Here is a 25805-nt window from a genome sequence, read left to right as displayed (position 1 = left end):
CGCCGCCTCGACATTATGACCGCTTAATCTCGCCCGTTTCGCCGCCGATCAGGGATGCCAGGCCGATCGTTGCCACGCGCCGCCTTTAAAGGGAAGCCGCTGAAGTGAAATGAAATTTTCCAGTTTCGCCCCGCTTCTCGTCTGCTGTTTCACTTCGCACGGGCGGAGGTCCCCGCTGACACCCGTTTCACGGCTAAATTTGATCTCACTCGCAAAATGAAATGTTTCTTCTGTAATCGTATTTTATGAAAAATATATTTGTTTATAATCGCTTCACGTTTCAGTTACCTGCGGTCGCCTTGCGCGACACGCCACGTCGCTAACCTGCTATTAGGTTGCAGCATGTAAAGGAAAAGCCTATGACCACCATCAGAATGACCACCGCGCAGGCGCTGGTTAAGTTCCTTGATAATCAATATCTTGACGTTGACGGCGTGGAAACGAAGTTCGTAAAAGGCCTCTTCGCCATCTTTGGTCACGGCAACGTGCTGGGGCTGGGACAGGCGCTGGAGCAGGATAGCGGCGATCTGATTGTTTATCAGGGCCGCAATGAACAGGGCATGGCGCACGCCGCGATGGGCTTCGCCAAACAGTCGCTGCGTCGCCAGATCATCGCCTGCAGCTCGTCGGTCGGGCCGGGCGCCGCCAATATGATCACCGCCGCGGCCACCGCCACCGCCAACCGCATTCCTTTACTGCTGCTGCCGGGCGACGTCTTCGCGACGCGTCAGCCCGATCCGGTGCTGCAGCAGATTGAGCAGAGCCACGATCTCAGCATCAGCACCAACGACGCCTTTCGCGCCGTCAGCAAATACTGGGATCGCGTCAGCCGTCCCGAACAGCTGATGACCGCCTGCATCAACGCCATGCGCGTGCTGACCGATCCCGCCGAAACCGGCGCGGTGACGATTGCGCTGCCGCAGGACGTGCAGGGCGAGGCCTGGGACTTCCCGGACTACTTCTTTCAGAAACGCGTGCACCGCCTCGATCGCCGTCTGCCGACCGCCGCGCAGCTTCACGACGCGCTGGCGCTGATCGGCCGCAAGCGCAAGCCGATGATCGTGCTGGGCGGCGGCGTGAAATATTCCGAGGCGGGCGAAGCGCTGCGCCAGTTCGCCGAGCGCTACCAGATCCCCTTCGCCGAAACCCAGGCGGGCAAAGGCACCATCGTCTCCGATCATCCGCTTAACGTCGGCGGCGTGGGCGAGACCGGCTGTCTGGCCGCCAACCTGCTGGCGAAAGAGGCGGATCTGGTGATTGGCATCGGCACGCGCTACACCGACTTCACCACCGCGTCGAAATGGATTTTCCAGCATCCTGACGTCAGCTTCCTTAACGTCAACGTCAGCAATTTCGACAGCTACAAGCTCGACGGCGTGCAGCTGCTGGCCGACGCGCGTGAAGCGCTCGTGGCGCTGGAAGCTGGTCTGGCGGACAAACACTACAGCAACGACTGGGGCAGCCAGATTGAGCAGGCGCAGAGCAAGCTGCTGAAAGAGACGCAGCGCGTCTATCAGGTGGAATACAGCGGCGACGGTTTTATTCCGGAAATCGCCGACCATATCGACCGCGACGCGGTGTTCGCCGAATTCAATCGTCTGACGCAGTCGGTGCTCACCCAGAGCCGCGTGCTTGGCACGCTAAACGAACAGCTCCCAAAGGATGCGGTGATTGTGGCGGCGGCGGGCAGTCTGCCGGGCGATCTGCAGCGCGTCTGGCGCACCCGCGACTACAACGCGTACCACGTTGAGTACGGCTACTCCTGCATGGGCTACGAGGTGAACGCCGCGCTGGGCGCGAAGCTGGCGCAGCCGCATTGCGAGGTCTACACGCTGGTGGGCGACGGCTCATTTATGATGCTGCACTCCGAGCTAGTCACCTCGATTCAGGAGCGCGCCAAGATCAACGTGGTGCTGTTCGACAATATGACCAACGGCTGCATCAACAACCTGCAGATGGAGCACGGCATGGACAGCTTCAGCACCGAGTTTCGCTTCCGCAACCCGGAAGGCGGCAAGCTCGACGGCGGCTTCGTGCCGGTGGATTTCGCCGCCATCGCGGCGGGATACGGCTGCAAAACCTGGCGCGTAACAACGCTGGAGCAGTTGCAGACTGCGCTGGAAGAGGCGCGTCAATCGCCGGTCTCTACGCTTATCGACATCAAAGTGCTGCCGAAAACCATGGTGCACAAATATTTCAGCTGGTGGCACGTCGGCGTCGCGCAGGCTTCAGAATCAGAACGCACCCAGGCGGTTGCGGAGAAGCTGAACGCCCATCTCGACCAGGCGCGCAAATACTGATTTCCGGCCGGGTGAGCCCGGCCCTTTCTTCCTCGATACGAACCCTACAGGTGTAATTATGACTTTGAAACTTGGCGTTATCGGTGCCGGCGCGATCGGCCAGGAACATATTCGTCGCTGCAACAATGTCCTGCAGGGGGCAAAAGTGGTGGCGGTGTCAGATATCAACGTGGATGGCGCGCGCGCCGCGCTGCAGCGTCTGAATATCGAGGCGGAGGTTTACGCCGACGGCTATCAGGTGATCCAGTCGCCGGAGGTGGACGCGATTCTGGTGACCTCCTGGGATCCGACCCACGAAGAGTTTACGCTAGCGGCCATCGCCGCGGGCAAGCCGGTGTTCTGCGAAAAGCCGCTGGCGATGAGCGCGGAAGGCTGCCGTCGCGTGGTGGACGCCGAGGTTAAACACGGCAAGCGTCTGGTGCAGGTCGGCTTTATGCGTCCTTACGACGCGGGCTATCGCGCCCTGAAGAAAGTGATTACCGAGGGCGGCATCGGCGAGCCGCTGATGCTGCACTGCGCGCACCGCAACCCCAGCGTGCCGGAGAGCTACACCACCGATATGGCGATCACCAACACGCTGATCCATGAGCTGGACGTGCTGCGCTGGCTGACCAACGACGACTATAAAAGCGTGCAGGTGGTGTTCCCGCGCGTCACCTCGAAATCGCACGCGCGCCTGAAAGATCCGCAAATCGTGCTGTTCGAAACGCAAAAAGGGGTGCGCATCGACGTCGAGATCTTCGTTAACTGCGCCTACGGCTACGACATCCAGTGCGAAGTGGTTGGTGAAACCGGCATCGCTAAGCTGCCGGAACCCGCCTCGGTGCAGCTGCGCCGCGACGCCAAACTCTCCACCACCATTCTGACCGACTGGAAAGATCGTTTTATCGAGGCGTATGACGTCGAGCTGCAGGCCTTTATCAACGACGTGAAGGCGGGTGAACTCACCGGCCCGTCCGCCTGGGACGGCTTCGCCGCCTCGGTGGCCGCCGACGCCTGCCTGAAAGCGCAGCAGAGCGGCGCTATCGAGCCGGTTGAAATGCCGCCGCGCCCCGCCTTCTACGACAAGCACTAAGCCTTTCCCTTTCCTTGCGGGCGGCGCAGCCGCCCCGATCCCTCGGGACGACACAGATGAACAAAGAGAATGTAAAACTGGCCATCGCGCCAATTGGCTGGACCAATGACGACATGCCGGAGCTGGGCAAAGAGAATACCTTTCAGCAGACGGTGAGCGAGATGGCGCTGGCGGGCTTTACCGGCAGCGAAGTCGGCAGCAAATACCCGCGCGATCCGGCGATCCTCAAGCCAATGCTCGATATTCGCGGCATTGAGATCTGCAACGCCTGGTTCAGCACCTTCTTCGCCAACGGCGAGAAGGCGAAAACCATCGACGAGTTCGTCAACCATATGAATTTCCTGCATGCGATGGGCGCGCGCGTCATCGGCTGCTCTGAGCAGAGCAAAAGCATTCAGGGCACGACGCTGCCGGTGCTGGAGCAAAAGCCGATCTTCAGCGACGAAGAGTGGCGGCTGACGGCCGAAGGCTATAACGAGCTGGCGGAGATCGCCGCCGCCAAAGGGATGCGCGTCACGCTGCATCATCATATGGGCACCGGCGTTCAGACCGTGGAGGAGATCGACCGCTTTATGGCGCTGACCCACGACAACGTCGGCCTGCTCTATGACACCGGCCATATCTACTACTCCGAAGGCTCGCAGCAGGCGATGCTCGACGTGCTGCAAAAATACCTGCCGCGCATTTTCCACGTTCATTTGAAAGATGTGCGCGACGAGATTGTCGCAGAGGTGCGCGATAATCACCTGTGCTTCCTCGACGGCGTGAAAAAAGGCACCTTCACCGTGCCGGGCGACGGCGTCATCGATTTTAGGCCGGTGTTTAAGATTCTGGATGACTACGGCTATAAGGGCTGGATGGTGGTGGAAGCGGAACAGGATCCGGCGCTGGCCAACCCGTTCGAATATGCGGTGAAGGCGCGTAAATACATTCGCGAACACGCCGGGCTGTAAAGGCGCCTGCTGCGCAACTCTGCTTATCCTGCCTGGGCGCAGGATAAGCAGATCCACTTTATCTTCTACTTTTCTCCTCTTTTTCGCCCCCATTCCCTGCATTATGTGAGGCAATTCATAAACCGATGAAATAAACCCCGCTGTGAGCGCAAACAAATGAAATTTTCCATCCATCTGGTACTATAGCGCTCATTATCCAGCCATATTTCTTTTTTAACGGGCCGAAGTAATGACCAATAACCCTACCCAACTCTCCCTGTTACAGGATGATATTCGTCGCCGCTACGAAACGCTGAGCAAGCGCCTGAAGCAGGTGGCTCGTTATATTCTTGATAACAGCAATAGCATTGCCTTTGATACCGTGGCCTCTATCGCCGCGCAGGCGGACGTGCCACCCTCAACCCTCATTCGCTTCGCTAACGCCTTCGGCTTTAGCGGTTTCAACGAAATGAAACAGGTTTTCCGTCAGCACCTGATGGAAGAGACGGTTAACTACACCGAGCGCGCGCGTCTGTTTCGCCAGACCGCCACCGACGATGCCGCCACCTCGCCGGAAAGCCCGATGGAGATCCTTAACGTCTTCACCATGGTCAACAGCCAGGCGCTGCAGCAGCTGGCGATGCAGGTCAATCCCGACCAGCTGAATAAAGCCGTGCAGCTGCTGAACGACGCCGAAAATATCTATGTTATCGGCCTGCGCCGCTCATTCAGTGTCGCCTCCTATCTGGTTTACGCGCTGCGCCACCTGGAGCGCCGCGCGTTCCTGATCGACGGGCTGGGTGGCATGTTTACCGAGCAGCTCAGCCTGGTGAATCCGAAGGATGTGGTGATCGCCATCAGCTACTCGCCCTACGCGCGCGAAGCGGTGGAGCTGGTGGAGATGGGAGCGAAGCGCGGCGCGCATCAGATCGCCATTACCGACAGCCAGGTGAGCCCGCTGGCCGCCTTTAGCGACGTCTGCTTTGTGGTGCGTGAAGCACAGGTGGATGGATTCCGCTCGCAGGTCGCCTCGCTCTGTCTGGCGCAGACGCTGGCGGTGTCGCTGGCGTTGAATAACGCCAGCGCTTAAAAACTTTGTGAGGCAACGGCGTGGGAGCGAACCATCGCTTCCCGCCGCCTGTTATTTGTCAGCAGGAACATGACCAGACAGCGCGTTACTTAAGCTCGCGCTCAAGAAGCTGAACGATAAACTGGTTTTTCGACACAGAGTGTGACTTAGTCGCAGCGTTCAGACGCGCTTCCAGCCAGCCGGGATAGCGAAGCGTAAAGGATTTGAGCTTCTCTTCCTGCTGAAAAGGTGCAATGCCCTCTTCCTCACAGGTTTTCACGTACTCCACCAGCGAAATTTTGCCCTCTTGTTCCAGTCCTTCGGTGCTGCTGGCGACAAAATCGCAGTAGCCGGTCACGTCGAGAAACTTACCGCGAAACGCTTTTATTTCCGCTTCGTAGGTGACGGAAGCAGGGTGGCCCTCAATGGTCATGATATTGCTGCCTTTAATCATTTTCGACTCCGATGACATTTTCAAACCATTCGCGCAGACCGTTTACCGCCCCTTTATCCATTTCGTTGCCCGGATGCGGCTGATGGGTTTGATAAACCGTGCCCATTAAGATGAGCTTACGCCGCGAGCCGTTACCGTTTTTCACTTTTCCGTCTAATTTATGGATAAGGCTAATCACGTCATCCCATTTTATGCCGGATTTAGTCGGCATCGTCAGAATATCCGCGATCGTTTTCTGGTGCTTAGAACTTAGCTCCCTGACCTTAATCATCCGTCATCCTTTGACGTCTTCCAGTGACGTCACATTATACCCTGATTAAAATGACGTCAATCATTGACGTCATTGTGTTCGGCAAAGCAATGCCAATAAAAAGGCTTCAGCCGTCATTAAGCCATTGACTCAACGTCGTCTGAAGCCTGATTAACCAACCTGGATACCGCAGCACCTAGCCGCGCGGATAGTTATCGCTGTTAACCCAGGCGTGATCTTTCTCCCAGGTGAATTTCCACAGCCGTACCGGGCCAGCCATGACGTTCAGGTAGTAGTTGTTGTAACCGGCAAGGGTGGCCACCGGATGGTAGCCGCGCGGCACGGTCACCACGTCGCGGTTGTAGGGCGCCATACATTCGTCAAGCGAGCGGTCATCGGTGTAGACGCGCTGCATGGCGAAGCCCTGCTCTGGATCGAAACGGTGATAGTAGGTCTCTTCCAGATAGGTTTCGTTTTCGCTGTTTTCCTGGTCGTGCTTATGGCTCGGGTAGGAGCTGGTGTCGCCCTCGTTGGTGTAGACCTCGACCACCAGCAGGCTGTCGGCCGGTTTATCGTCCGGCAGAATGTTATGCACCAGTCGCTGGTTGCGCCCTTTGCCGCGATGCTCGACGCCGACATCCGCGGGAGCGATCAGGCGCGCCGGCAGATTGCCCTGGCCTGGCGCGTTGCACACCGCCAGCTCCAGATCGCTGTCGGCGACGATCTCAACCTCGTCATCGTGCGGCACATAGACGGAGTAAGGCGGCACGCGCTCAAACGGCGACATGCGCTTACCGATACCGGGAAATTCCGCGTGGCGCGTTTTCACCGAGGCCAGTCCCGCGACCAGCACCAGGCATAGCTCTTTATTGCCGCTGCTCAGCCGCAGGGTGTCACCCTTTTTCAGCAGATAGGCGTCAAAGCCGACATAGCGCCAGCCCGCGCTTTCTGGCGTAACGTGCTGGATACGGCCGCTGGCGTCCGGCTGCTGCGCTTTTGCAAGAAAAGACATCCCCACTCTCCTTTTAGCCTGAAAATAAAAGGCTACAGGCGCGTCGCCGCTGGCCTGTAGCTGTTATCACTCGCGCGCGCCCTTAGCTCAGGGTCGGCATGCTGAATTCTGATACCGTCTGCTGGCCGCTCGGCCAGCGCGCCGTGGCGGTTTTCATACGGGTATAGAAGCGAACGCCGTCCGGGCCGTGCACGTTGAGCGCGCCGAACACCGAGCGCTTCCAGCCGCCGAAGCTGTGGAACGCCATCGGCACCGGCACCGGCACGTTGACGCCGACCATGCCCGCTTCCACATCCTGCACGAACTCGCGCGCGGTATTGCCGTTGCTGGTGAAAATAGCGCTGCCGTTGCCGAACTCATGGCTATTCACCAGCTGGAGCGCGCTAGCGTAGTCCGGGGCGCGCATAATGCTCAGCACCGGTCCGAAGATCTCTTCACGCCAGATGGTCATCTCCGGCGTCACGTTGTCGAACAGCGTGCCGCCAACGTAGTAACCTTCCGCATGACCCGGCACCTGGAAGTTGCGGCCGTCGACCACCAGCTTCGCGCCCTCCTGCTCGCCCTTGTCGATATAGCCCAGCACCTTTTTCTGGTGCGCGGCGGAGACTACCGGGCCCATCTCATTCTCTTCCGCGCCTTTATTGATACCGGGGCCAACGCGCAGCGCGTTGATTAACGGTGTCAGACGGGCAATCAGCTTATCGGCGGTATCGTCGCCGACCGCCACCACCACCGGCAGCGCCATGCAGCGCTCGCCAGCGGAGCCGAAGGCGCCGCCCATAATGGCGTTGACCGTGGCGTCGAGATCGGCGTCCGGCATCACGATGGCGTGGTTTTTCGCTGCGCCAAACGCCTGCACCCGTTTGCCGTGGGCGCTGGCGGTTTTGTAGATATGCTCGGCGACGCCGGAAGAGCCGACGAAGCTCACCGCGGCGATGCGCGGATCTTTATAGAGCTGCTCGGCGTCTTCGTTAGAGGAGTGCACCACGTTAAACACGCCGTCCGGCAGGCCCGCCTCTTTCAGCAGCTCCGCCATACGCACCGCCGCCGAAGGATCGAGCGCGGGCGGCTTCAGTACGAAGGTGTTGCCGCAGGCGAGCGCGATAGGGAACATCCACAGCGGCACCATCGCCGGAAAGTTAAACGGCGTAATGCCCGCCACCACGCCTACCGGCTGCATCAGCGAGTAGCTGTCGACGCCGGTGCCGACGTTGGCCGAGTATTCGCCTTTGATCAGGTGCGGAATGCCGCAGGCGAACTCCACCACTTCCAGCCCGCGCGTCAGCTCGCCCTGCGCGTCCGACCACACCTTGCCGTGCTCAGACACGATCAGCTCGGCCAGCTCGTCGCGATGCTGCTCCATCAGCGCCTTGAAGTTAAACAGGACGCGGGCGCGGCGCAGCGGCGAAGTTTTCGACCAGGCAGGAAATGCCTCATGCGCCACCTTGATCGCTTCCGCCACTTCCGCGCCGGTGCTCTGCGTCAGCTCGCGCACCACTTTGCCGGTTGCCGGGTCATAAACAGGGATGGTTTCGTTGCTGGCGCTGTGAGTGATCTGACCGCCAATGAAGTTTCCTGTGATGTTCATTTTATAGCCTCTTAAGATGTGTGAGTTCCCTGCAGAGCCTAAGCGTGACGCCACGCCGTCTGACCAGGCAAAACCAAAAGCGTGCTATGAAGCTATTACAGTGGAATAAATTTTTCAAATAAAAGTTTTTGAAAAATTTCCTTTTAGCGGCGTGGATCGCATTTTTCTCGCTCAGGCGAAAAACCGCGCGCTGACTGGCGGCAGCACCCCTCTTTCACAGCCTGTTGCAGCTGCTTTCTCACCACAGAAACGCGCTGAGCGAGGCGCTGTCGGTGTGAAAAATGAAATTATTGAGAGGCAGATCTCAACCTTTAAATTCCATATTTCACTATTTATGAAATAAATGTTTTCTTTAGCTCCAGCTTACTCTCTCTTCCTCTTGCACGTTACAGGAGCCGCAGCATGGCCATCGATCCGACCCGTTTCTGTATTAACCGTAAAATCGCGCCCGCCCTTTCACTGGAAGCGTTTTTCCAGCTGGTTCACCGGCTGGGCCTGCGCAAAGTCGAGCTGCGCAACGACATGCCGAGCGGCAAGGTGTGCGATGATCTGACCTATGAAGAGACGCGCGCCCTGATCGCGAAATATGAGATCGAGGTGGTCACCATCAACGCGCTCTATCCGTTTAATCGCGTGGACGAAGCGCTGCTGGCGAAAACCGACGCCCTGCTGCAGGACGCGCAGGCCATCGGCGCGCAGGCGCTGGTGATGTGTCCACTAAATGAAGGGGTCGATATCGCGCCGGAAAAAACGCTGGCGGCACTCGCCGCGCTGGCGCCGCGCTTTGCGCAGTATGGCGTGCAGGGGCTAGTGGAGCCGCTGGGCTTCCCGGTCAGCTCGCTGCGTTCAGCGGTGCAGGCGCAGCAGCTAATCCGCGACGCGCAGGCGCCCTTTAAGCTGGTAATCGACACCTTCCATCACCATCTGTATGAAAATGCTGAGCAGGAGTTTCCGGCGGAGATTGACGTTGAGATGATTGGCCTGGTGCATCTTTCCGGCGTGGAAGACCGGCGCGCCACCGCCGAACTCACCGATGAAGAGCGCATTATGCTGAGCGACCGGGACGTGCTAAACAGCGTGGCGCAGGTGAAGCGGCTGGAGATGCTCGGCTACAAAGGCGTCTACGCCTTCGAGCCTTTCTCTTCGCAAATGCACAGCTGGAGCGCAGCCGATATCGAAAAACAAATACGCAATAGCATCAGTCTGTTGCAGGCTTAATGTAGCGCAGCTCTGGCCTTTTCGTTCAGAGCTGCGCCTTTTTTCTGGTTGTTTCTCTTTTCCCGGCAGCATTCAGGACAGCATGGTTAATAGTTAACCGCAACGATCAAATAAGATACAAAGGCCATAAAACAAATTAAATAAACAACTAAAACTCGAATAGAAATAAACAGAGCGAATTACGTTGTAGCCTAATCACCTTATATATTTCACTAATAATATTATCCTCCTTTTAGTTTACTCACCTTCCTGAAAAAGAAAAAACGCTCTACCGCCTTCTGTCACCACGAAAAAAACATCCGATATCATTATTTTTACAACAATAGCAAAATGACTATAGTTTATTTTACTATGCCACTTGAATCATTGCTTAGTTTATAAGCTAATAGCATCCTCGCAATTATTAGCGCATCAGTCAAAAAAACTAATTACAGCCATTTGCGCCCTGTTAAATAATTGTTGAGATCAGGATGAATTTTATACTAATCACAAGAGGATGTTGACATGAACTATAAAGCTATTTTTATAGCCCTTTCCTGCATCAGCTTTTATGCTGCCGCAGCATCAGATAATACCGTTCAGTTTCAAGGTGAAGTAAATGAAGAAACCTGTTCGGTAACGATTAACGGTAATGATGCCACGCCAGTTATCCTGTTGCCCAGTGCGACCGCAGGTGAGCTGAAAACAGCTGGCAGTACGTCGTCTGACACCACCTTTACCGTCGGCGTAACAGGCTGTTCAACAAATGCAGCCACGCTGAAAACCCGGTTTGCCGGTAATAATGTGACCGCTGCAGGCAACCTCGGCAACACCGGCACCGCAACCAACGTTTCCATTCAGCTGCTGGATGCGGATGGCTCAACCCCGCTGAGCTTTACTGACGGCGAAACCGTATCGACATCCAGCTTTACTAAGGCCGAAGGAAGTAGCTCCGCAACCCAGACGCTCACGGCACGCTACTATGCGGAAGCCGCTGATGTGACGCCAGGCAGCGTGGTCGCTTCCGCGCAGTATGCAATTAGCTACCAGTAAACCACGAGGGCGCAGCCCTGACTGCGTCCTCTTTTCATCATGCTTTGGCCAGAGGATGTGATGGTTAAATTGAACAAATTAGTCGGCTGCTTAGTCGCCAGCCTTGCGCTAACCTGTACCGGTTCCTCACTGGCCAGTGTGGTTATGCTGGGTAATCGTGTTATTTATCCATCCACTGACCGTGCCAAAGCGCTAAAGTTTACTAACAATGACGCATGGCCCTATTTGATGCAAATATGGGCGGATAATCAGCAAGGGGTACAGTCGCCTGAACATGCAAAGTCACCCTTTATTTTGTCGCCTTCTATTTTCAAAATATCCCCACACGAGAGCCATGTCGCCAACCTGATATTCACCGGCGACACAAAAAACGTAAAGCGCGAACAGCTCTATTATCTGCATTTCACTCAGCTTCCAGCCGTTAAGGCGAGTGACAACGCGCATAATAAATTACTGCTGATGGTCACTAATACCCTGAAAATTTTCCTGCGGCCGGACAATCTTGCCATGTCGCCACAGCAGGCACTTGAGCAGTTGACCTATAAAATCAGCAAAAATGGCGGACAATGTTATGTCGCCCTTAATAACAGCACGCCTTATTACTTTAATAGCGTGGCCGCGTCGCTCTCTACAGGAACAAAAACCATCGAGCTTAAGGATGTTTCGATGGTGCCGCCTGATTCAACCTCCCGCTGGACGTTCTCCTGTTCACCCGCGACTGAGATAAAAACGTTAACGGTAGATTACGTAAATGACTATGGCGCCGTCCTGAAACAGGCCATTAAAGGTCGCTAATCTCATCAGGGAAATTGAGCAAGAAAAAATGGCAGATAAAAAAAGCATAATGCTCATGTGCGTGGCAGGCATGCTCTCTTTTAAAGCCACGGCAGGGGATGAAATCACTCCCCACGCTCTTAATGATAATAATAAATTTATCTTTGATCCTGCGTTATTAAAAGGCAGTGGATTTCCCGTTGATGACGTGGCGGCTTATATTGCTCGTAACCAGGTAAAACCTGGCATTTATCATATGGATGTCGAGGTTAATGGAGCCTCTGTTTTTCAGGGAGACGTCGAGCATGTCACTCGCGGAGAGCACGTCACGGCCTGCTTCACGCCCGAGCAAACAGAAAAGCTTGGTTTAAAAAAAACGATACTCGACCGCGCCTTATTAAAAAAACAGAATTGTCTGGCGCCTGGGGATATAGTTGAAAACGCAACGGTTGAAACCCGTTTAAACAGTATGAAGGTCAGGCTAACTATTCCTGATGCTTTTTTAGCCAAACATCCGCGCGGCTATGTAGCGCCAGAAGAGCTTACTTCTGGCGACACCATGGGCTTCGTTAATTACAATGTTAACCAATATTACGCCCGCTACAGACATGCGTCGCAGGACCACTACCGCTCGACGTGGGTTGGGCTGAACAACGGCGTCAATCTGGGCTTGTGGCGCTTACGCCAGCAGGCTTCCTGGGTTAACAGCAATCCAGGCCAGTCCTCATGGTCAACGAACCGCTTCTACGTACAGCGTGCGATTTTACCGCTGCGTAGCGACCTGTTGATTGGCGACAGCTATACCGGCGGCAACTTTTTTTCCGGCATGGCCTATCGCGGCGTTTCGCTGGCGTCAGACAACCGCATGCTGCCTGATTCAAAGCGCGGTTACGCGCCCGTGGTGCGCGGCGTGGCGAACAGCAACGCCAAAGTCACTATTCGGCAAGGCAGGTCAATTCTCTATGAAGCGACCGTGCCGCCAGGCAAATTCGAAATTAACGACCTCTATGCCACCGCCTATTCCGGCGATCTGGACGTGACCGTTACGGAAGCTAACGGTAGCGCCAACCGTTTTACCGTACCGTTTTCAGCCGTTCCCGATTCGATGCGTCCCGGCATGTTTAAATACAGCACTATCCTTGCCCGTTCGCGTTACGTTGGCGATAACAATCTGTTTAACGAAAACACATGGCAGTATGGGCTGAGCAACAGCACGACCGTGAATGCGGCGACGCGGCTGGCGGATGGCTATCAGGCAGGCATGCTAGGCGCGGTGTATTCCAGCGCCTGGGGCGCATTAGGCATCGATTCTACCTTTTCCCATGCGCGTATGCCGAATGAGACCTCGGCGGGCTGGATGCTGCGCTTAACGTACAGTAAACGCTTCGCCCCAACCAACACCACCGTCTCGATTGCAGGCTATCGTTACTCCACGGCAGGCTATCGCGATCTTACCGATGTGCTGGGCGTGCGTGCGGCGGCGAAGCGAAACAATGACGGCTATATCTCATCAACGCTAAACCAGTCCTCCCGTTTCGAAGTCTCATTAAATCAGTCCCTCGGGAAAGCTGGCAATATCTGGCTTTCCGGCTCCAGCCAGCAATACCGCGACGACCGCAAGCGGGATATGCAGTATCAGTTAGGCTACAGCACCCAGTTCGCCAACGGCGTTAGCCTTAATTTCTCGCTGGCACGCACGCGCTATACGCAGCAAAGCTGGAGTAACAGCGGCTACGACAACTATCTCAACGACATTTATGCCTCGCGGCGGCAAACGCTAAGCGCGGTGTCCATCAGTATCCCCTTTGGCGCAAGCCGCAGGAATACCCTGAATACCGCCATCAATAATCAGCGTGGCGCAGGCACCACCTATCAGACTGGCTGGACCGGCGTCACCGACGGCACGCAGCCGGTTAGCTATGGCGTCAGTTACGCCAAACAAGAAGGCTACCGCTCAACCCTGGGCGCTACCGCTCAAACCTCTACGGGGTTCGGCAGCATTCAGGGCAGCGCCTCGCACTCCAGCGCTTATACCCAGGCCTCCGGCGGCATACAGGGCGCCATAGTGGCCCATAAATCGGGGATTACCGCTGGGCCTTATGTCAGCGACACCTTTGCGCTGGTCGATGCCAGAGGCGCCAGCGGCGCTGCTGTTATTGGCGGTCAGGGCGCGGTGGTTGACCGTTTCGGTTTTGCGCTGAGTCCTTCAGTCACGCCCTATCGCTATAACAACGTGGCGCTCGACCCGGCAAATATTCCTCACAACGTTGAACTGGTGGAGGGGGGAAAACGCATCGCACCCTATGCCGGCGCGATGGTACGTGTCACTTTCAGGGTAAATAAAGGTTATCCCATGCTTATCACCTTATCTCCATCGGCAACGCTCCCTATGGGCGCGGATGTTTACAACAGCAATGAAATACAAGTGGGAATGGTTGGTCAGGGTAATCAGGCCTGGGTTCGTAATGACAAGCTCGCGGATACCCTCACCGTTAAATGGGGTAACGGACGTTCATGCCGTATTCATTACAAAATTAAAAAGATCGATAGCGAGAAAAATATTATTACTCTAGCGGAGCCCTGTCAGTGAAACGTTTGACGATCTTGTGCGCTTTACTGCTGGCCTTTTTGACGACCAGCGTCGCTAATGCTAACTGTACGCGTCGTTCCTATATTGACGCAGGCTGCGACAGCTGCGGCGTCGGCATCGGCCTGGGAAACGTTAACCTGACCAGCGCTTATTTGCAGCCGGTCGGCTCGCCATTAGGCAGCACCGTATTTCGCATTACGTCCGCGGCACGTTATACCAGCGAAGATTTAGTGTTATATGAATGCGATGCCGCAGACGCTGGCAGCATTTACGAGGTGTTCGCCACCAACGGAGACGATCGCGTCGGCGGCTTTTATGATCTGGGGGCAACTGACGGCAACGACAACTATTTCGCCACCTATTTTCCCTATGTGGGAATAAAACTCACGCACCTGAATTCAGGAACGGTCTTTACGCGCTACTGGCAGGCCTATCCCATCACCAGTTATGCCACTTCTGGTGACAAGATCCAGATTCGCGTCAAAGATTTTAGCCCGATCCGTGCCGATCTCATCCGCTTAAGCACGCTGCCAGCCGGCGGCGTCAGTAACTACTGTGGCTACCGATCCAGCGATCTGACCTATGGTATGGCGTCAACCAGCAGCACCGCTAGCTACAGCTGTATTCAGCCGAATGGCTACGTCACCTTTAAAGGACCCGGCATCTCGAGCGATCCCATCGGCAGCGACTCTGCTTACAATTACGCCACCTGGGGCACGGGACGCTGGATCGCCATGGGCATGGGCACCGCGCCCGTCTCCACCCTCTCCTATAACGTCACCTGCGTGGCCCGCAATGTGACGCCGCTGGTGTTGTTTCCCATGATCAGCCAGCAGGCGCTGACTAACGGCGCGACGGCGCAAAGTCAGTTCACCATCACTCTTGAATGCGATAACGCAGCGGTTTCAGGCGTCTCATCAGGCGCAACCGCGCTGGGTTTGCAGGTCCCCTATGAAAGCTATGTGCTGGCGAAAAACAGGGGCCTGGTCAATGCCAGCGATGGCGTCAGCTACCTGCTCTCTGAAGGTTACGGCACCGACGCGAACGTGGCGACCGGCGTAGGGATTTCGCTCAGTAACGCCGCTACTGGCACCAGTATGAACTTTTTAGGCTGGTCAGCCTGTACTCGCTCAGGCTGCCCGACCGGAAATGACGCCGGATGGTACAGCGTGCTGAATGGCGCCTCGTCTGCCGGTAGCGCAGCGGAGGGCTACACCACTTATCACACCGTATTAACGGCGACGCTAAGCCGGCTCCCGGGCGAAACGGTGACATCCGGCAAGGTAAACGCAAAGGCTTACGTCTGGGTCAGGGTGCAATAATGCGGCGTTTAATGATTCTGTTTTTCATTCTGCTCTTTCCCTCGCTCTCTTATGCCGGCGTGCTCGCCAGCAAAACCCGTATCATTTTCCCGCAGGGTCAGGACGCCCAGAGTCTGACGCTGATTAACGTGAATGCCTATCCGGTTATGGTGCAGCTGTGGCTCGATAATGGCGATCGCGAAGGGTTAAAGCAGGCGGAGGATGCGCCCTACCTGGCGATGCCGCCCGTTTTTAAACTGGCGCCGCGTGAGATGCGGTCAGTACGCATTATCTACAACGGCAAACCGCTGCCGGCCGATCGGGAGTCTATTCACTGGTTCAATATTTATGAAGTGCCCGCCACGCCGCCTGCTGGCATGACCGCCAGGCAGAGTCTGTTAATGGCGATGAAGACCCAGATGAAGCTGATTTCACGCCCTCACGCCTTAATAGCCGATGCGGAGAAAAGCGTTGATCGCGTTCAGTGCCAGCGGGCGAACAGCGCTCCCAGCCAGCTTATTTGCAGTAATCCCACCGCTTATTACATGAGTTTCAACGAGATAAGCGTGAATATTAATGATCACTATTTTAACGCCGCCGCCAGTCTGGATTTCATGATTGCTCCCTTCTCCAGCGCGGCATTCGCACTGCGGCCTGCCGCTATAAAGCGTCCGCTGGCGCGCAACAGTATGGAGATGGCCTTCATTAACGATGAGGGTAAAATTGTACGCCGCCTGGTGAAGTGGTAATGCTTACCCCGCTTGACGACTGCGATAGTCTTGCCGTAAAGCCAGCAACAGCGCCAGACAGACCAGCAGCGCCGTCAGCAGATAGACCAGCGGCACGCCGGCGAAGCTCATGATAAACCCCGCAACCGGACCGGTGATCCCCAGCGCGAGATCCATAAAGGCGGTATAGGTCGCCAGCGCGCTGCCCTGATTCGCCTGCGGCACCGCTTTTACCGCCACCACGCCCAGCGCCGGAAAAACCAGCGAGAAGCCCGCGCCGGTCAGCAGCGCGCCGGTTTTCGCCATCCAGGGTTCGAACGCGCCCGCCACCAGAAACAGGCCGATCGCCTCTACCGCCAGACAGGCGCTGGCGACGCGCAGCCCGCCAAAACGGTTAATGGCGTTGGGAAACAGCAGGCGCGTGCCGACGAAGGCGACGCTAAACAGCGTCAGCGCGAAGGCGGCACCGTCCCAGCCTTTCGCCTGATAAAACAGGGTAATAAAGGTGGCGATGACGCCGAACCCCGCCGATCCCATTGCCAGAATCAGGCCAAAGCCGTAGATCTTGCCGAGCACGTCGCGAAACGGCAGCGGCCGCGCGCGGCTGCCCTTTACCGCCGGCCGCGGCAGCGCCAGCGCCATCGCCAGCGCGCAGATGGCGATAATCACCAGCGAGAGCAGCAGCAGGCCGCCCTGGCGGTAAACAATTACCCCGAGCGGCGCGCCCAGCGCCATCGCGCCGTAGGTGCAGATGCCGTTCCACGAGATGACGCGGCCGATATGCAGCGATCCGACACGCGCCACGCCCCACAGCGAGGTGCCGGTGCCGGTAAAACTCTGGCCGATGCCGAGAATAACGCGCCCGACGCAGAGCAGCGCCAGGCTGGCAAGCGGCGAGTCCGCCAGCCAGGCCGCCAGCAGATAGCAGAGCCCGCTCAGCAGCACCCCCGCCAGCCCGAGCACCACCACGCGCTTCGGCCCCCAGATATCGGCGTAGCGTCCGGCGTGCGGTCGGCTCAGCAGCGTTGCCAGATACTGCAGGCTGATCACCACGCCCGCCCAGAAGGCGCTGTAGCCCAGCTGGTCATGCACCATACCGGGCAGCACCGCCAGCTGCAGGCCGATGGTGAGGTAGCTGGCGAAGTTGTAGATCACGATAGAGATAATCAGAAGCGTTAATCCGACGCCCTTAGGAACAGGTGGCGCTGCGGGTTGATCTGCCATGACAAATTGCGCTCGTGGTTGACTGAGTTTTTATATGCAGGAGGCCTCACTATACGCTTTTTCGCTGCGGACGCATCTGTCGGATCGGCCGGGGTTAACTTTTCTGAATATCGTTACGCTTTTACAGGCATATCAGACGTTTAATTCCCCATCAGCTACACTACTCTCTGCGGTCTGGCTTTTCTGGAGAGGGAATGAGCGAACTACAGCAGGAAAAAATAGGACAAAGCATTCTGATAAAGCTGGCGATGCTGGTGATTATTCTCGCCGGCATCCGCGCCGCGTCCGATATTATGGTGCCCTTCTTACTGGCGGCCTTTTTCGCCATCGTGCTTAATCCGATCGTCACCTTTCTGATGCGACGCGGCTGGCGGCGCGGGCTGGCGATTACCGTGGTGATTACGGTGATATTTATCGTGATTTTGCTGCTGGTGGCGGTGCTGGCCAGTTCGGTAAGCGAATTCTCCGATCTCTACCCGCAGCTGCGCGCCACAATGGAACGCAAGATGGCCGTGGTGCAGCACCTGGCGTCGGGCATCGGCATTCACGTTTCCACGACGACGCTGGTGCAGCGCTTCGATCCCAATATGCTAATGTCGTTTGCCACCGTGGCGCTGACGCAGTTCTCCGGCATGATGAGCAATTTCGTGCTGCTGATCCTGACGGTGGTGTTTATGCTGTTTGAAGTGCACCACCTGCCCTACAAAATGCGCAACGCCCTGACCAACCCGCAGATCCGCATCGCCGGTCTGCACCGGGCGCTGAAAGGGGTGACGCACTATCTGGCGTTGAAAACCCTGATTAGCCTGATCACCGGCGTGGCGGTCTGGGGCTCGCTGTTTCTGCTCGACATTAAGTTCGCGCTGCTGTGGGGCGTGGTGGCGTTTATGCTCAACTACATTCCCAATATCGGCCCCATTATCGCTGGCATTCCGCCGGTGCTGCAGGCGCTGCTGCTTAACACCCCCTATGACGCGATGCTGGTGGCGGCGCTGTTTATCGCCATTCATATGGTGTTCGGCAATATGCTGGAGCCGCGCGTGATGGGGCGCGGCTTAGGGCTGTCGACGCTGGTGGTGTTTCTGTCGCTGATCTTCTGGGGCTGGCTGCTGGGGCCGGTGGGCATGCTGCTCTCGGTGCCGCTGACCAGCATTACCAAAATCCTGATGGAAACCACGCCGGGCGGCAGCCGCCTGGCGATTATGCTCGGCGCAGGCCGGCCCAGACGCCAGAAAATCTAGCCCAGCAGCCGCTGCTGCACCTGCGTCAGATGGGCCTCCATCGCGGCGCGCGCGGCGGCGGCGTCTCCTGCGCAGATGGCGGCGGCGATCTGCTGATGGTCGCGGTTCATCTCGCCGGTAAAGGCGTTATCGGCGAAGTGGCGCTCCAGCCGCCGGAAGTGGGCGCTATCGCGCTTGTTCCACAGATACTCCATCATGTCGCGCAGCACCTCGTTGCCGCTCATCTCGCTGATCAGCAGGTGAAAGCGTTTATCCTGATCGAGAAAGGCCGCGTCGTTGGCGTCGTAGCGCAGCAGACGGTCGGTCAGCACGCGCAGCTGGTCGCGCTGCGCCGCCGTGCCGTGCTGCGCGGCGCGCTCTGCCAGCATGCCTTCAAACGCCAGACGCGCCTGCAACAGATCCTCCAGCCCAAAATCCGCCTCCGCCACGGGCGCGGCGCTCTGCGGCAGCGGCTGCATCACAAAGACGCCGTTGCCGGTGCGGATATCGACCCAGCCGGTCATCTCCAGCGCGATCAGCGCCTCGCGCACCGAGGAGCGGCTGACGCCCAGCAGCTTCGCCAGCTCGCGCTCCGGCGGCAGCGCCGCGCCTGGGGCGAACTCGCCGCGTTGAATACTTTCCATAATCGCGTTGGCGATCTGGCGATAAAGACGTTCCGTTTTCAGCACGGGCAGCGCCATATGTTTTCTCCTGTCAGCAGCGGTGCAGCGTAGCACAGGCCGCGTCGCCTTTCCGTCCCGCGTAATTCGCTATGCTGCGATCGCGATCACGGCCTTTCGCGTCAGGCTAGCATACTCTTGGCCCAGCGGCCTGACCACTGGGCCAAATTTTGCGGCTAAGGAGTAAAAATGGAACATACATGGCGCTGGTATGGCCCCAACGATCCGGTTTCGTTAGACGATGCGCGCCAGGCGGGCGCCACCGGCATCGTAACCGCGTTGCATCATATTCCCAACGGCGAGGTCTGGCCGGTGGAAGAGATTAAGGCGCGTCAGGCGCTGCTGGCGGAAAAAGATCTGGTCTGGTCGGTGGTGGAGAGCATTCCGGTGCATGAGGCGATCAAGACGCAGCGCGGCGACTATCAGCGCTATATCGCCAGTTATCAGCAGTCGATACGCAATCTGGCGGCCTGCGGCGTAGAGACCGTGTGCTACAACTTTATGCCGGTGCTCGACTGGACGCGCACCGATCTCGCCTGGACGCTGCCGGACGGCGCCAAAGCGCTGCGCTTCGACGCCGACGCTTTTGCCGCCTTCGAACTGCATATTTTGCAGCGTCCCGGCGCGCAGCAGGATTATTCCGCGGCGGAGCAAGAGGCGGCCGCGCGCTGCTTTGCCGCGATGAGTGACGATGACAAAGCGTTGTTAACGCGTAATATTATTGCCGGCCTGCCGGGCGCAGAAGAGGGGTACACGCTGGATCAGTTCCGCGCCCAGCTGGCGCAGTATGACGGCATCGACAAGGCGACGCTGCGCGAACATATGGCGACCTTTCTGCGCGCCATCGTGCCGGTCGCCGAAGAGGTGGGCATCAGGCTGGCGGTGCACCCGGACGATCCGCCGCGCCCGATCCTCGGCCTGCCGCGCATTATCTCCACCGAAGAGGATATGCAGTGGCTGAAAGAGACGGTGGATAGCCTGCACAACGGCTTCTGTTTCTGCACCGGATCCTACGGCGTGCGCGCCGACAATAACCTGACGCAGATGGCGGCGCGCTTCGCGGACCGCATCAACTTTATTCACCTGCGCGCCACGCAGCGCGAAGCCAACCCCAACAGCTTCCATGAGGCGGCGCATCTGGCGGGCGATGTCGATATGGTCGGCGTAATCCGGGTGATTCTGGCGGAGGAGCAGCGCCGGCGGCGCGCCGGCGAAAAAGCGGCGATCCCGATGCGTCCCGATCACGGCCACCAGATGCTCGACGACCTGCACAAGCGCACCAACCCAGGCTATTCGGCGATTGGCCGTTTGAAAGGGCTGGCGGAGCTGCGCGGCGTCGAGCTGGCGCTGCGCCAGACGCTGTTCAGCGAGTAACCCGGCAAACCGGGCACAGCAAGCGCTGTGCCCGGCTACTGCGGAAACAGACTCTGGTCGGTAATCGCCGCCACATCCACCTTATTCGGCAGAATTTTCAGCTCGCTGAAGAGATCCGACACCTTCTGCACCTTTGCGATATCCTCAGCCGTCACGGCGCGGATGCCGTGCGAAATGCGCGCGGTAATCTTCTGCGCATCGGCGGGCGGCAGACGCGTCAGCTGCGCATACACCTGGTTATATTCCGCCTGATGAGTCAGCGCCCAGGCGCGCGCTTGCGCCAGCCGCTGGGCGAAATCGGCGATCGCCGCGCGCTTGCCGGGATCGGCCAGCGACTGCTGGGTCGCGGTGACGAACGACAGCGCGGTGGTTAAGCCTTTGCCGTCGCGCAGCAGCCGCGCGCCGTGCTGTTCGGCGATGCCGAGATAGGGGTCGAAGGTCGCCCAGGCGCCAATCTGCCCCGAGTTAAAGGCAGCGCTGGCGTCGGTTGGCAGCACAAAGCGCACCGGCACGCTGTCGCGCGGCACGTTCGCCTCCTCCAGCGCTTCATAGAGCAGATGCTGCGAGATGCTGCCGCGCGCCGACGATACCACCACTTCTTTGCCCGCCAGATCCTTCACGCTGCGCACCGGCGAATCCGCTGGCACCACCAGCCCGTTGGATCCAGCGTCGCCGACGTTGGTGGCGATGATTTTCAGCGGCACGCCGCCGGAGGCCGCCATCAGCACCGGCAGATCGCCCGCGTAAGAGGTATCGACCGCACCGGCGCGCTGCGCTTCAAACAGCGGCGCGGCGCCCTGAAAATTGGCCCAGCGATAGTGATAAGGCGCATCCTTCAGCACGCCGGACGCCTCCACCAGCGAGCGCAGGTTGCGCGCCTGATCGCCCAGCACCAGCGTGACCTCGCTGAGATCGGGCGCGGCCTGCGCCATCGCGCTGGCGCTCAGCAGCAGCGCCGCGGCAAAAACCTTAAGCTTCTTCATCCCGCCTCCTTACAGCGCGTTACGGTTGAGCTGACGAATATAGGCGTCCCAGTGCAGCTGATACTTCCTGGTGCGGATGCTGTTGTCGAACGCCTGCGCCGCCTTTTCCGCCACCGCGTCCGGCAGAATAATCAGCTCGGCGCCGCCCGACTGCGCGGCCAGCTGCGCCTGACAGGCGCGCTCAAGGTAGTAAAGGTTATAAAACGCCTCTTCAATGCTGCCGCCCGCGGTCAGCAGGCCGTGATTGCGCAGGATCAGCGCGTTAAGCGTGCCGAGATCGGCCACGATGCGCTGCTGTTCGTCGAGATCGAGCGCGATGCCCTCATAGTCGTGATAGGCGAGGCGGTTATGAAAGCGCGTGCTGTGCTGTGAAATCATCAGCAGCCCCTTTTTTTGCGCCGACACGCCGATGCCTGCCGCCGTGTGGGTATGCATCACCGCGTGCGCGTCCGGGCGCGCACGATGAATAGCGCTGTGAATGACGAAGCCTGCCGGGTTGATCCCCAATCCGGTGGGATCGTCAATGATATTGCCGTCGATGTCGATTTTGACCAGCGTTTCCGGCTGGATCTCATCGAAGGTCTGGCCGTAGGCGTTAATCAGGAAGTGTGGCGCATCGCCCGGCACGCGCAGCGAAAAGTGGGTGTAGATATGATCGGTCCAGCGCAGCTTCGCCGCCAGATGGTAGGCCTGCGCCAGCCTGACGCGCGCCTGCCACTCCGCGTCGGAGATGCGCTGCTGCAGGGAGGAGGATGCCAGGGTTGCGGTACTCATATACGCCTCTTTTTTATGCTATTCAGTGTGGCGTCACTGTTACACAGCGTTTTCGTCGCAGGGAAATGCCAAAAGCGGAAAAACAAAGTCAATAATTGCAAAGCGCGGTCGATACTTGATCTGCATCACCTGCTCGCCTCAGCAAAACGCTACCCTGCACGGCCTGAGGGCGTGCTATGCTGCGCTGACTGAATTTGCACCTCCTCACAGACGCATTCACATTCAGAGGAATTCGCGGTGCCGCCGTTAAAACGAAAACGCGACTACGCCAGAATAATCATTATTTTGTCCGGGGTGCTGCCCCTGCTGCTCGGCATCCTGTTTACCGCCATTGACGCGCGCCACACCGTCGAGCAACAGCAAATCAGCGCCGCGAATACGCTGCTTTCGCAGGCGGAAAAAATGAGCGACAGCGCCTGGGATATGATCACCTGGCTGCGCCGCTTTCACTATCGGCCCTGCAACCAGTTTGAAGATGAGCTGCAGCGCGCGGGCAACCTCAACGCCTATTTTCGCGCTATCGGCAAGCTGGAAGGGGAGACGGTCACCTGCTCCTCGGCCTACGGCACCAATCCCGGCACCTTAACCGACATGATGCGGCGCGCGCCGCCGGTAACCGGCAAAGCCTGGTGGAGCCTGTCGCTGGCGGGCACGGCCGGCGTGCCGGATCGTCCCGCGGTGATTTTCGTGCGGCAGCTGGCGGATGACGAGGGGTTCTGGGCCATTATCGACGGCCAGTATCTGATGGACTTTATGAGCGCCATCGGCGAGTCGCGCGGCTACCGGCTTAGCATGCGTTTCGATAACGGCGCGCCGATTACCGTGGGAGAGGCGCCCCCGCCCCGCTCCAGCCTGTTTAGCGCCCAGATTTATCAGGCGCAGTCGAGCCGCTATCCCATCAGCGTCACCATCGAAACGCCCGGCGCGGAGCTGATGCGCGCCTGGCGGCAGGTGACCTTTATTTTCCTGCCGATGACGGCAATTCTCTCTATTCTGCTGATGGTGCTGACGGCCAACTGGCTGCAGCGCCGCATCTCCTGGCGCGACGAGATCCGCCGCGCTATTCATGCGCGCCAGTTCTCGGTGCACTACCAGCCGGTTTACAACAACCGCACCCAGAGCTGCACCGGCGCGGAAGCGCTGCTGCGCTGGACGCTGCCAGGCGGCGACAGCATCCGGCCCGATATCTTTATTAGCGCCGCCGAGGCGGAAGGGATGATTGTGCCGCTGACGCGCCATCTGCTCGACCTGATCGCCGAGGATGTGCAGCAGTGGCAGGTGGAGCCGGGCTTTCATATCGGCATCAACGTCGCCGCCGATCATCTGCAGCACCCGGCCTTTGTCGACGATATGCTGAAGTTTGCCGACAAAATCAAACAGACTCCGCTGCTGATCACCCTGGAGCTGACCGAGCGCAGCCTGATCAAAGATGGCGAGGATGTGGCGCGAAAACTTGATCGCCTGCGGGCCGACGGAATGAAGGTGGCGATCGACGATTTCGGCACCGGCCACTGCTCGCTCAGCTACCTGCAAACCTTTGCGCTGGACTACCTGAAAATCGATCGCGGCTTTATCAACGCCATTGAGTCGCTGTCGGGCGAAACCCCGGTGCTGGACGCGATTATCAACCTCAGCCATAAGCTGCAGCTGGAGGTACTGGGCGAAGGAGTAGAGACCGCGCTGCAGTATTGCTACCTGCGCCAGCGCGGCGTCACCTTTATTCAGGGCTACTATTATGCTCATCCCATGGATAACGACGCGCTGATCGCCTGGCTCGCAGAGCATGAACAACAGCCGATGCGTATAGAGGATTCTGACGATGCTCAACTGCACCCTTCTTGACGACTACCAAAACGTGGCGCTGTCGCTGGCGGACTGGGCGTCGCTGTACCCCGCCGTTCAGACCCGCGCGCTGCAGCAGCATATCGCCGACGATCGGGCGCTAATCGCCGCGCTGGCCGACAGCGACATTGTGGTCATCATGCGTGAACGCACGCCGCTGACCGCCGCGCGCCTGGCGCAGCTGCCGCGCCTGAAGCTGATCGTCACCTCCGGCATGCGCAACGCCGCCATCGATCTGGACGCCTGCCGCGCGCGCGGCATTGCGGTGTGCGGCACCAGCAGCAGCAGCGCGCCGCCGCTCGAGCTGACCTGGGGTCTGCTGCTGGCGCTGGCGCGTCACATCGTGGCGGAGAATCAGGCGCTGCGTGGCAACGGGCCGTGGCAGCAGCATCTTGGCGTCGGACTGGCGGGCAAAACCCTCGGGCTGATCGGGTTGGGCAAGATTGGCGGCGCAATGGCCCAGGTGGCGCAGGCGTTCGGCATGCAGGTCTGCGCCTGGAGCCAGAATCTGACCGCCGCGCGCGCGGCGGAGTGCGGCGCGCAGCTGATGCCGTCGCTCCCGGCGCTGCTGGCGACGAGCGACATCGTCTCGCTGCATCTGGTGTTAAGCGCGCGCACGCGCCACCTGCTGGACGCCGCCGCGCTGGGGCAGATGAAGCCTGGCGCACTGCTGATCAATACCGCGCGCGCGGGCCTGGTGGATCAGCAGGCGATGATCGCCGCGCTGCGTTCCGGCCAGCTGGCGGGCGCCGCGCTGGACGTTTTTGATACCGAGCCGCTGCCGGTCGACCATCCGCTGCGGCAGCTGCCGAACGTGCTGGCGACGCCGCATCTGGGCTATGTCGCCGACGACAACTACCGGCGCTACTTTAGCGAGGCGGTCGAGGATATCGCCGCCTGGCTGCAGCATCAGCCGCTGCGCTCACTGCTTTAGCCGCCCGGCGCGCTGCTTACGCACCACGCGCAGCGCCACCTCGACGCTCTCATCCTGACAGCCCGCCTGCGGCAGCGCGGCCTTTGTCGCCCGAAGGCGCTGATTGATACGCGCCAGCGTCGGCAACAGCTGTTGATATGCCTCTTCTGGCGGCGCGTCCACCTGTGGCAACAATGGCTCTACCGCCATGCAATCGTTTGCGCGGCTGGGGCGAGTTTCAGGCCGTCGGTGCAGCGAGCGTGGCTCAGGCCAGACGCTGCGCGACCTCTCTGGCGCAGGATAGAGCGGGTTAAACGAGGCGTAACGAGCGAGTTTTTTTTCCGTGCTGTCGATGGCCGACAGCCAGGGATTATCGAAGGGAGCGGTCTCTTTCCTTACCATTGATCCTCCGTTGAGCGTAAGGCGCAAAGTATTACCGAATCGCGCCGCAGCGGCAAGGTCAGCCGCCGCG

General features: G+C 58.6%; 23 protein-coding genes. 14 read left to right on the top strand and 9 right to left on the bottom strand.

What is annotated here, in order from left to right; all coding sequences use genetic code 11:
- The first annotated feature begins 359 nt into the window (after window positions 1-359).
- The 4 genes from iolD (at window position 360) to B2J69_RS03480 (ending at window position 5397) form a co-directional block, all read left to right on the top strand.
- Window positions 360-2300 carry a 3D-(3,5/4)-trihydroxycyclohexane-1,2-dione acylhydrolase (decyclizing) gene (iolD, locus tag B2J69_RS03495; RefSeq protein WP_081136465.1) on the top strand — a complete coding sequence of 647 codons (1941 nt, stop codon included), beginning with the start codon at window positions 360-362 and terminating at the stop codon, window positions 2298-2300.
- A 58-nt stretch (window positions 2301-2358) separates the two neighbouring features.
- Window positions 2359-3375 carry a Gfo/Idh/MocA family oxidoreductase gene (locus tag B2J69_RS03490; protein ID WP_081136463.1) on the top strand — a complete coding sequence of 339 codons (1017 nt, stop codon included), beginning with the start codon at window positions 2359-2361 and terminating at the stop codon, window positions 3373-3375.
- Window positions 3376-3431: 56 nt separating this feature from the next.
- Window positions 3432-4328: a myo-inosose-2 dehydratase gene (gene iolE / locus B2J69_RS03485; RefSeq protein WP_081136461.1), complete on the top strand. Its 897-nt coding sequence runs from the start codon at window positions 3432-3434 to the stop codon at window positions 4326-4328.
- 229 nt (window positions 4329-4557) lie between these two features.
- Window positions 4558-5397, top strand: a complete 840-nt coding sequence (locus B2J69_RS03480; RefSeq protein WP_081136459.1) for a MurR/RpiR family transcriptional regulator — start codon at window positions 4558-4560, stop codon at window positions 5395-5397.
- Window positions 5398-5482: 85 nt separating this feature from the next.
- Here B2J69_RS03480 and B2J69_RS03475 read toward each other — a convergent pair whose 3' ends face one another.
- From B2J69_RS03475 to B2J69_RS03460, 4 genes are all read right to left on the bottom strand, one after another.
- A complete protein-coding gene (locus B2J69_RS03475) occupies window positions 5483-5830 on the bottom strand; it encodes a type II toxin-antitoxin system HicB family antitoxin (protein WP_081136457.1) in 348 nt (115 codons plus the stop codon).
- Window positions 5823-6101, bottom strand: a complete 279-nt coding sequence (locus B2J69_RS03470; RefSeq protein ID WP_081136455.1) for a type II toxin-antitoxin system HicA family toxin — start codon at window positions 6099-6101, stop codon at window positions 5823-5825. Before B2J69_RS03470 ends, B2J69_RS03475 begins: the two co-directional genes overlap by 8 nt.
- A gap of 175 nt (window positions 6102-6276) precedes the next feature.
- The gene (gene iolB / locus B2J69_RS03465) at window positions 6277-7092 is read right to left on the bottom strand and encodes a 5-deoxy-glucuronate isomerase (RefSeq protein WP_081136453.1); all 816 of its coding nucleotides are present in this window, start codon (window positions 7090-7092) and stop codon (window positions 6277-6279) included.
- A gap of 82 nt (window positions 7093-7174) precedes the next feature.
- The gene (locus B2J69_RS03460; RefSeq protein WP_081136451.1) at window positions 7175-8680 is read right to left on the bottom strand and encodes a CoA-acylating methylmalonate-semialdehyde dehydrogenase; all 1506 of its coding nucleotides are present in this window, start codon (window positions 8678-8680) and stop codon (window positions 7175-7177) included.
- A 402-nt stretch (window positions 8681-9082) separates the two neighbouring features.
- On the opposite strand from B2J69_RS03460, the gene B2J69_RS03455 reads away from it, so the two are divergent.
- The 6 genes from B2J69_RS03455 (at window position 9083) to B2J69_RS03430 (ending at window position 16344) form a co-directional block, all read left to right on the top strand.
- Entirely contained in the window at window positions 9083-9898 is an 816-nt protein-coding gene (locus B2J69_RS03455) for a TIM barrel protein (RefSeq protein ID WP_081136450.1), read from the top strand.
- 504 nt (window positions 9899-10402) lie between these two features.
- The gene (locus B2J69_RS03450; RefSeq protein ID WP_081136449.1) at window positions 10403-10930 is read left to right on the top strand and encodes a fimbrial protein; all 528 of its coding nucleotides are present in this window, start codon (window positions 10403-10405) and stop codon (window positions 10928-10930) included.
- A gap of 60 nt (window positions 10931-10990) precedes the next feature.
- Complete coding sequence (locus B2J69_RS03445; RefSeq protein WP_158083415.1) at window positions 10991-11725, top strand: fimbrial biogenesis chaperone; 735 nt, start codon at window positions 10991-10993, stop codon at window positions 11723-11725.
- Window positions 11726-11753: 28 nt separating this feature from the next.
- Window positions 11754-14294 (top strand): fimbria/pilus outer membrane usher protein, encoded by a 2541-nt coding sequence (locus B2J69_RS03440; RefSeq protein WP_081136445.1) that lies wholly within the window; start codon window positions 11754-11756, stop codon window positions 14292-14294.
- Window positions 14291-15616, top strand: coding sequence for a fimbrial protein (locus tag B2J69_RS03435; protein ID WP_236722684.1), 1326 nt, complete (start codon window positions 14291-14293; stop codon window positions 15614-15616). The genes B2J69_RS03440 and B2J69_RS03435 overlap by 4 nt, the downstream gene beginning before the upstream one ends.
- Window positions 15617-15627: 11 nt before the next feature.
- Complete coding sequence (locus tag B2J69_RS03430) at window positions 15628-16344, top strand: fimbrial biogenesis chaperone (protein WP_158083414.1); 717 nt, start codon at window positions 15628-15630, stop codon at window positions 16342-16344.
- A 3-nt stretch (window positions 16345-16347) separates the two neighbouring features.
- Here B2J69_RS03430 and B2J69_RS03425 read toward each other — a convergent pair whose 3' ends face one another.
- Complete coding sequence (locus tag B2J69_RS03425; protein WP_081136439.1) at window positions 16348-17547, bottom strand: MFS transporter; 1200 nt, start codon at window positions 17545-17547, stop codon at window positions 16348-16350.
- A 194-nt stretch (window positions 17548-17741) separates the two neighbouring features.
- On the opposite strand from B2J69_RS03425, the gene B2J69_RS03420 reads away from it, so the two are divergent.
- The gene (locus B2J69_RS03420; protein ID WP_081136437.1) at window positions 17742-18788 is read left to right on the top strand and encodes an AI-2E family transporter; all 1047 of its coding nucleotides are present in this window, start codon (window positions 17742-17744) and stop codon (window positions 18786-18788) included.
- On the opposite strand, the gene B2J69_RS03415 is transcribed toward B2J69_RS03420, so the two are convergent.
- Window positions 18785-19468, bottom strand: a complete 684-nt coding sequence (locus tag B2J69_RS03415) for a FadR/GntR family transcriptional regulator (protein ID WP_081136435.1) — start codon at window positions 19466-19468, stop codon at window positions 18785-18787. The genes B2J69_RS03420 and B2J69_RS03415 overlap by 4 nt on opposite strands.
- 168 nt (window positions 19469-19636) lie before the next feature.
- Here B2J69_RS03415 and uxuA point away from each other — a divergent pair, with 168 nt between their 5' ends.
- Window positions 19637-20821 (top strand): mannonate dehydratase, encoded by a 1185-nt coding sequence (gene uxuA, locus B2J69_RS03410; RefSeq protein WP_081136433.1) that lies wholly within the window; start codon window positions 19637-19639, stop codon window positions 20819-20821.
- Between the two features lie 35 nt (window positions 20822-20856).
- On the opposite strand, the gene B2J69_RS03405 is transcribed toward uxuA, so the two are convergent.
- Both B2J69_RS03405 and B2J69_RS03400 read right to left on the bottom strand, forming a co-directional pair.
- Window positions 20857-21804 (bottom strand): ABC transporter substrate-binding protein, encoded by a 948-nt coding sequence (locus tag B2J69_RS03405; protein WP_081136431.1) that lies wholly within the window; start codon window positions 21802-21804, stop codon window positions 20857-20859.
- A gap of 9 nt (window positions 21805-21813) precedes the next feature.
- Window positions 21814-22578 (bottom strand): class II aldolase/adducin family protein, encoded by a 765-nt coding sequence (locus tag B2J69_RS03400; protein ID WP_081136429.1) that lies wholly within the window; start codon window positions 22576-22578, stop codon window positions 21814-21816.
- 237 nt (window positions 22579-22815) lie between these two features.
- Between B2J69_RS03400 and B2J69_RS03395 the strand changes: the two genes are divergently transcribed.
- On the top strand, window positions 22816-24420 hold the full coding sequence (locus B2J69_RS03395; protein ID WP_081136427.1) for an EAL domain-containing protein: 1605 nt from the start codon (window positions 22816-22818) through the stop codon (window positions 24418-24420).
- Window positions 24398-25354 carry a D-2-hydroxyacid dehydrogenase family protein gene (locus B2J69_RS03390; protein ID WP_081136425.1) on the top strand — a complete coding sequence of 319 codons (957 nt, stop codon included), beginning with the start codon at window positions 24398-24400 and terminating at the stop codon, window positions 25352-25354. The genes B2J69_RS03395 and B2J69_RS03390 overlap by 23 nt, the downstream gene beginning before the upstream one ends.
- Here B2J69_RS03390 and B2J69_RS23700 read toward each other — a convergent pair.
- Complete coding sequence (locus tag B2J69_RS23700) at window positions 25343-25735, bottom strand: hypothetical protein (RefSeq protein ID WP_143806241.1); 393 nt, start codon at window positions 25733-25735, stop codon at window positions 25343-25345. The genes B2J69_RS03390 and B2J69_RS23700 overlap by 12 nt on opposite strands.
- Between the last annotated feature and the right edge of the window lie 70 nt (window positions 25736-25805).

The organism is Pantoea latae (genome assembly GCF_002077695.1).
Classification (GTDB): domain Bacteria; phylum Pseudomonadota; class Gammaproteobacteria; order Enterobacterales; family Enterobacteriaceae; genus Pantoea; species Pantoea latae.
The sequence above is the reverse complement of the archived record's forward strand: the minus strand, read 5'-3'. Positions and strand labels throughout refer to the sequence as shown.

Bases quoted from the DNA above. Each gene is read 5' to 3' on its own strand.
- B2J69_RS03425 (WP_081136439.1), bottom strand. From the start codon at position 17,547: ATGGCAGATCAACCCGCAGCGCCACCTGTTCCTAAGGGCGTCGGATTA.
- B2J69_RS03475 (WP_081136457.1), bottom strand. From the start codon at position 5,830: ATGATTAAAGGCAGCAATATCATGACCATTGAGGGCCACCCTGCTTCC.
- B2J69_RS03400 (WP_081136429.1), bottom strand. From the start codon at position 22,578: ATGAGTACCGCAACCCTGGCATCCTCCTCCCTGCAGCAGCGCATCTCC.
- B2J69_RS03440 (WP_081136445.1), top strand. From the start codon at position 11,754: ATGGCAGATAAAAAAAGCATAATGCTCATGTGCGTGGCAGGCATGCTC.
- B2J69_RS03455 (WP_081136450.1), top strand. From the start codon at position 9,083: ATGGCCATCGATCCGACCCGTTTCTGTATTAACCGTAAAATCGCGCCC.
- B2J69_RS03430 (WP_158083414.1), top strand. From the start codon at position 15,628: ATGATTCTGTTTTTCATTCTGCTCTTTCCCTCGCTCTCTTATGCCGGC.
- B2J69_RS03450 (WP_081136449.1), top strand. From the start codon at position 10,403: ATGAACTATAAAGCTATTTTTATAGCCCTTTCCTGCATCAGCTTTTAT.
- B2J69_RS03470 (WP_081136455.1), bottom strand. From the start codon at position 6,101: ATGATTAAGGTCAGGGAGCTAAGTTCTAAGCACCAGAAAACGATCGCG.
- B2J69_RS03415 (WP_081136435.1), bottom strand. From the start codon at position 19,468: ATGGCGCTGCCCGTGCTGAAAACGGAACGTCTTTATCGCCAGATCGCC.
- B2J69_RS03445 (WP_158083415.1), top strand. From the start codon at position 10,991: ATGGTTAAATTGAACAAATTAGTCGGCTGCTTAGTCGCCAGCCTTGCG.
- B2J69_RS03420 (WP_081136437.1), top strand. From the start codon at position 17,742: ATGAGCGAACTACAGCAGGAAAAAATAGGACAAAGCATTCTGATAAAG.
- B2J69_RS03490 (WP_081136463.1), top strand. From the start codon at position 2,359: ATGACTTTGAAACTTGGCGTTATCGGTGCCGGCGCGATCGGCCAGGAA.
- B2J69_RS03460 (WP_081136451.1), bottom strand. From the start codon at position 8,680: ATGAACATCACAGGAAACTTCATTGGCGGTCAGATCACTCACAGCGCC.
- B2J69_RS03390 (WP_081136425.1), top strand. From the start codon at position 24,398: ATGCTCAACTGCACCCTTCTTGACGACTACCAAAACGTGGCGCTGTCG.
- B2J69_RS23700 (WP_143806241.1), bottom strand. From the start codon at position 25,735: ATGGTAAGGAAAGAGACCGCTCCCTTCGATAATCCCTGGCTGTCGGCC.
- iolB (WP_081136453.1), bottom strand. From the start codon at position 7,092: ATGTCTTTTCTTGCAAAAGCGCAGCAGCCGGACGCCAGCGGCCGTATC.
- iolE (WP_081136461.1), top strand. From the start codon at position 3,432: ATGAACAAAGAGAATGTAAAACTGGCCATCGCGCCAATTGGCTGGACC.
- uxuA (WP_081136433.1), top strand. From the start codon at position 19,637: ATGGAACATACATGGCGCTGGTATGGCCCCAACGATCCGGTTTCGTTA.
- iolD (WP_081136465.1), top strand. From the start codon at position 360: ATGACCACCATCAGAATGACCACCGCGCAGGCGCTGGTTAAGTTCCTT.
- B2J69_RS03405 (WP_081136431.1), bottom strand. From the start codon at position 21,804: ATGAAGAAGCTTAAGGTTTTTGCCGCGGCGCTGCTGCTGAGCGCCAGC.
- B2J69_RS03480 (WP_081136459.1), top strand. From the start codon at position 4,558: ATGACCAATAACCCTACCCAACTCTCCCTGTTACAGGATGATATTCGT.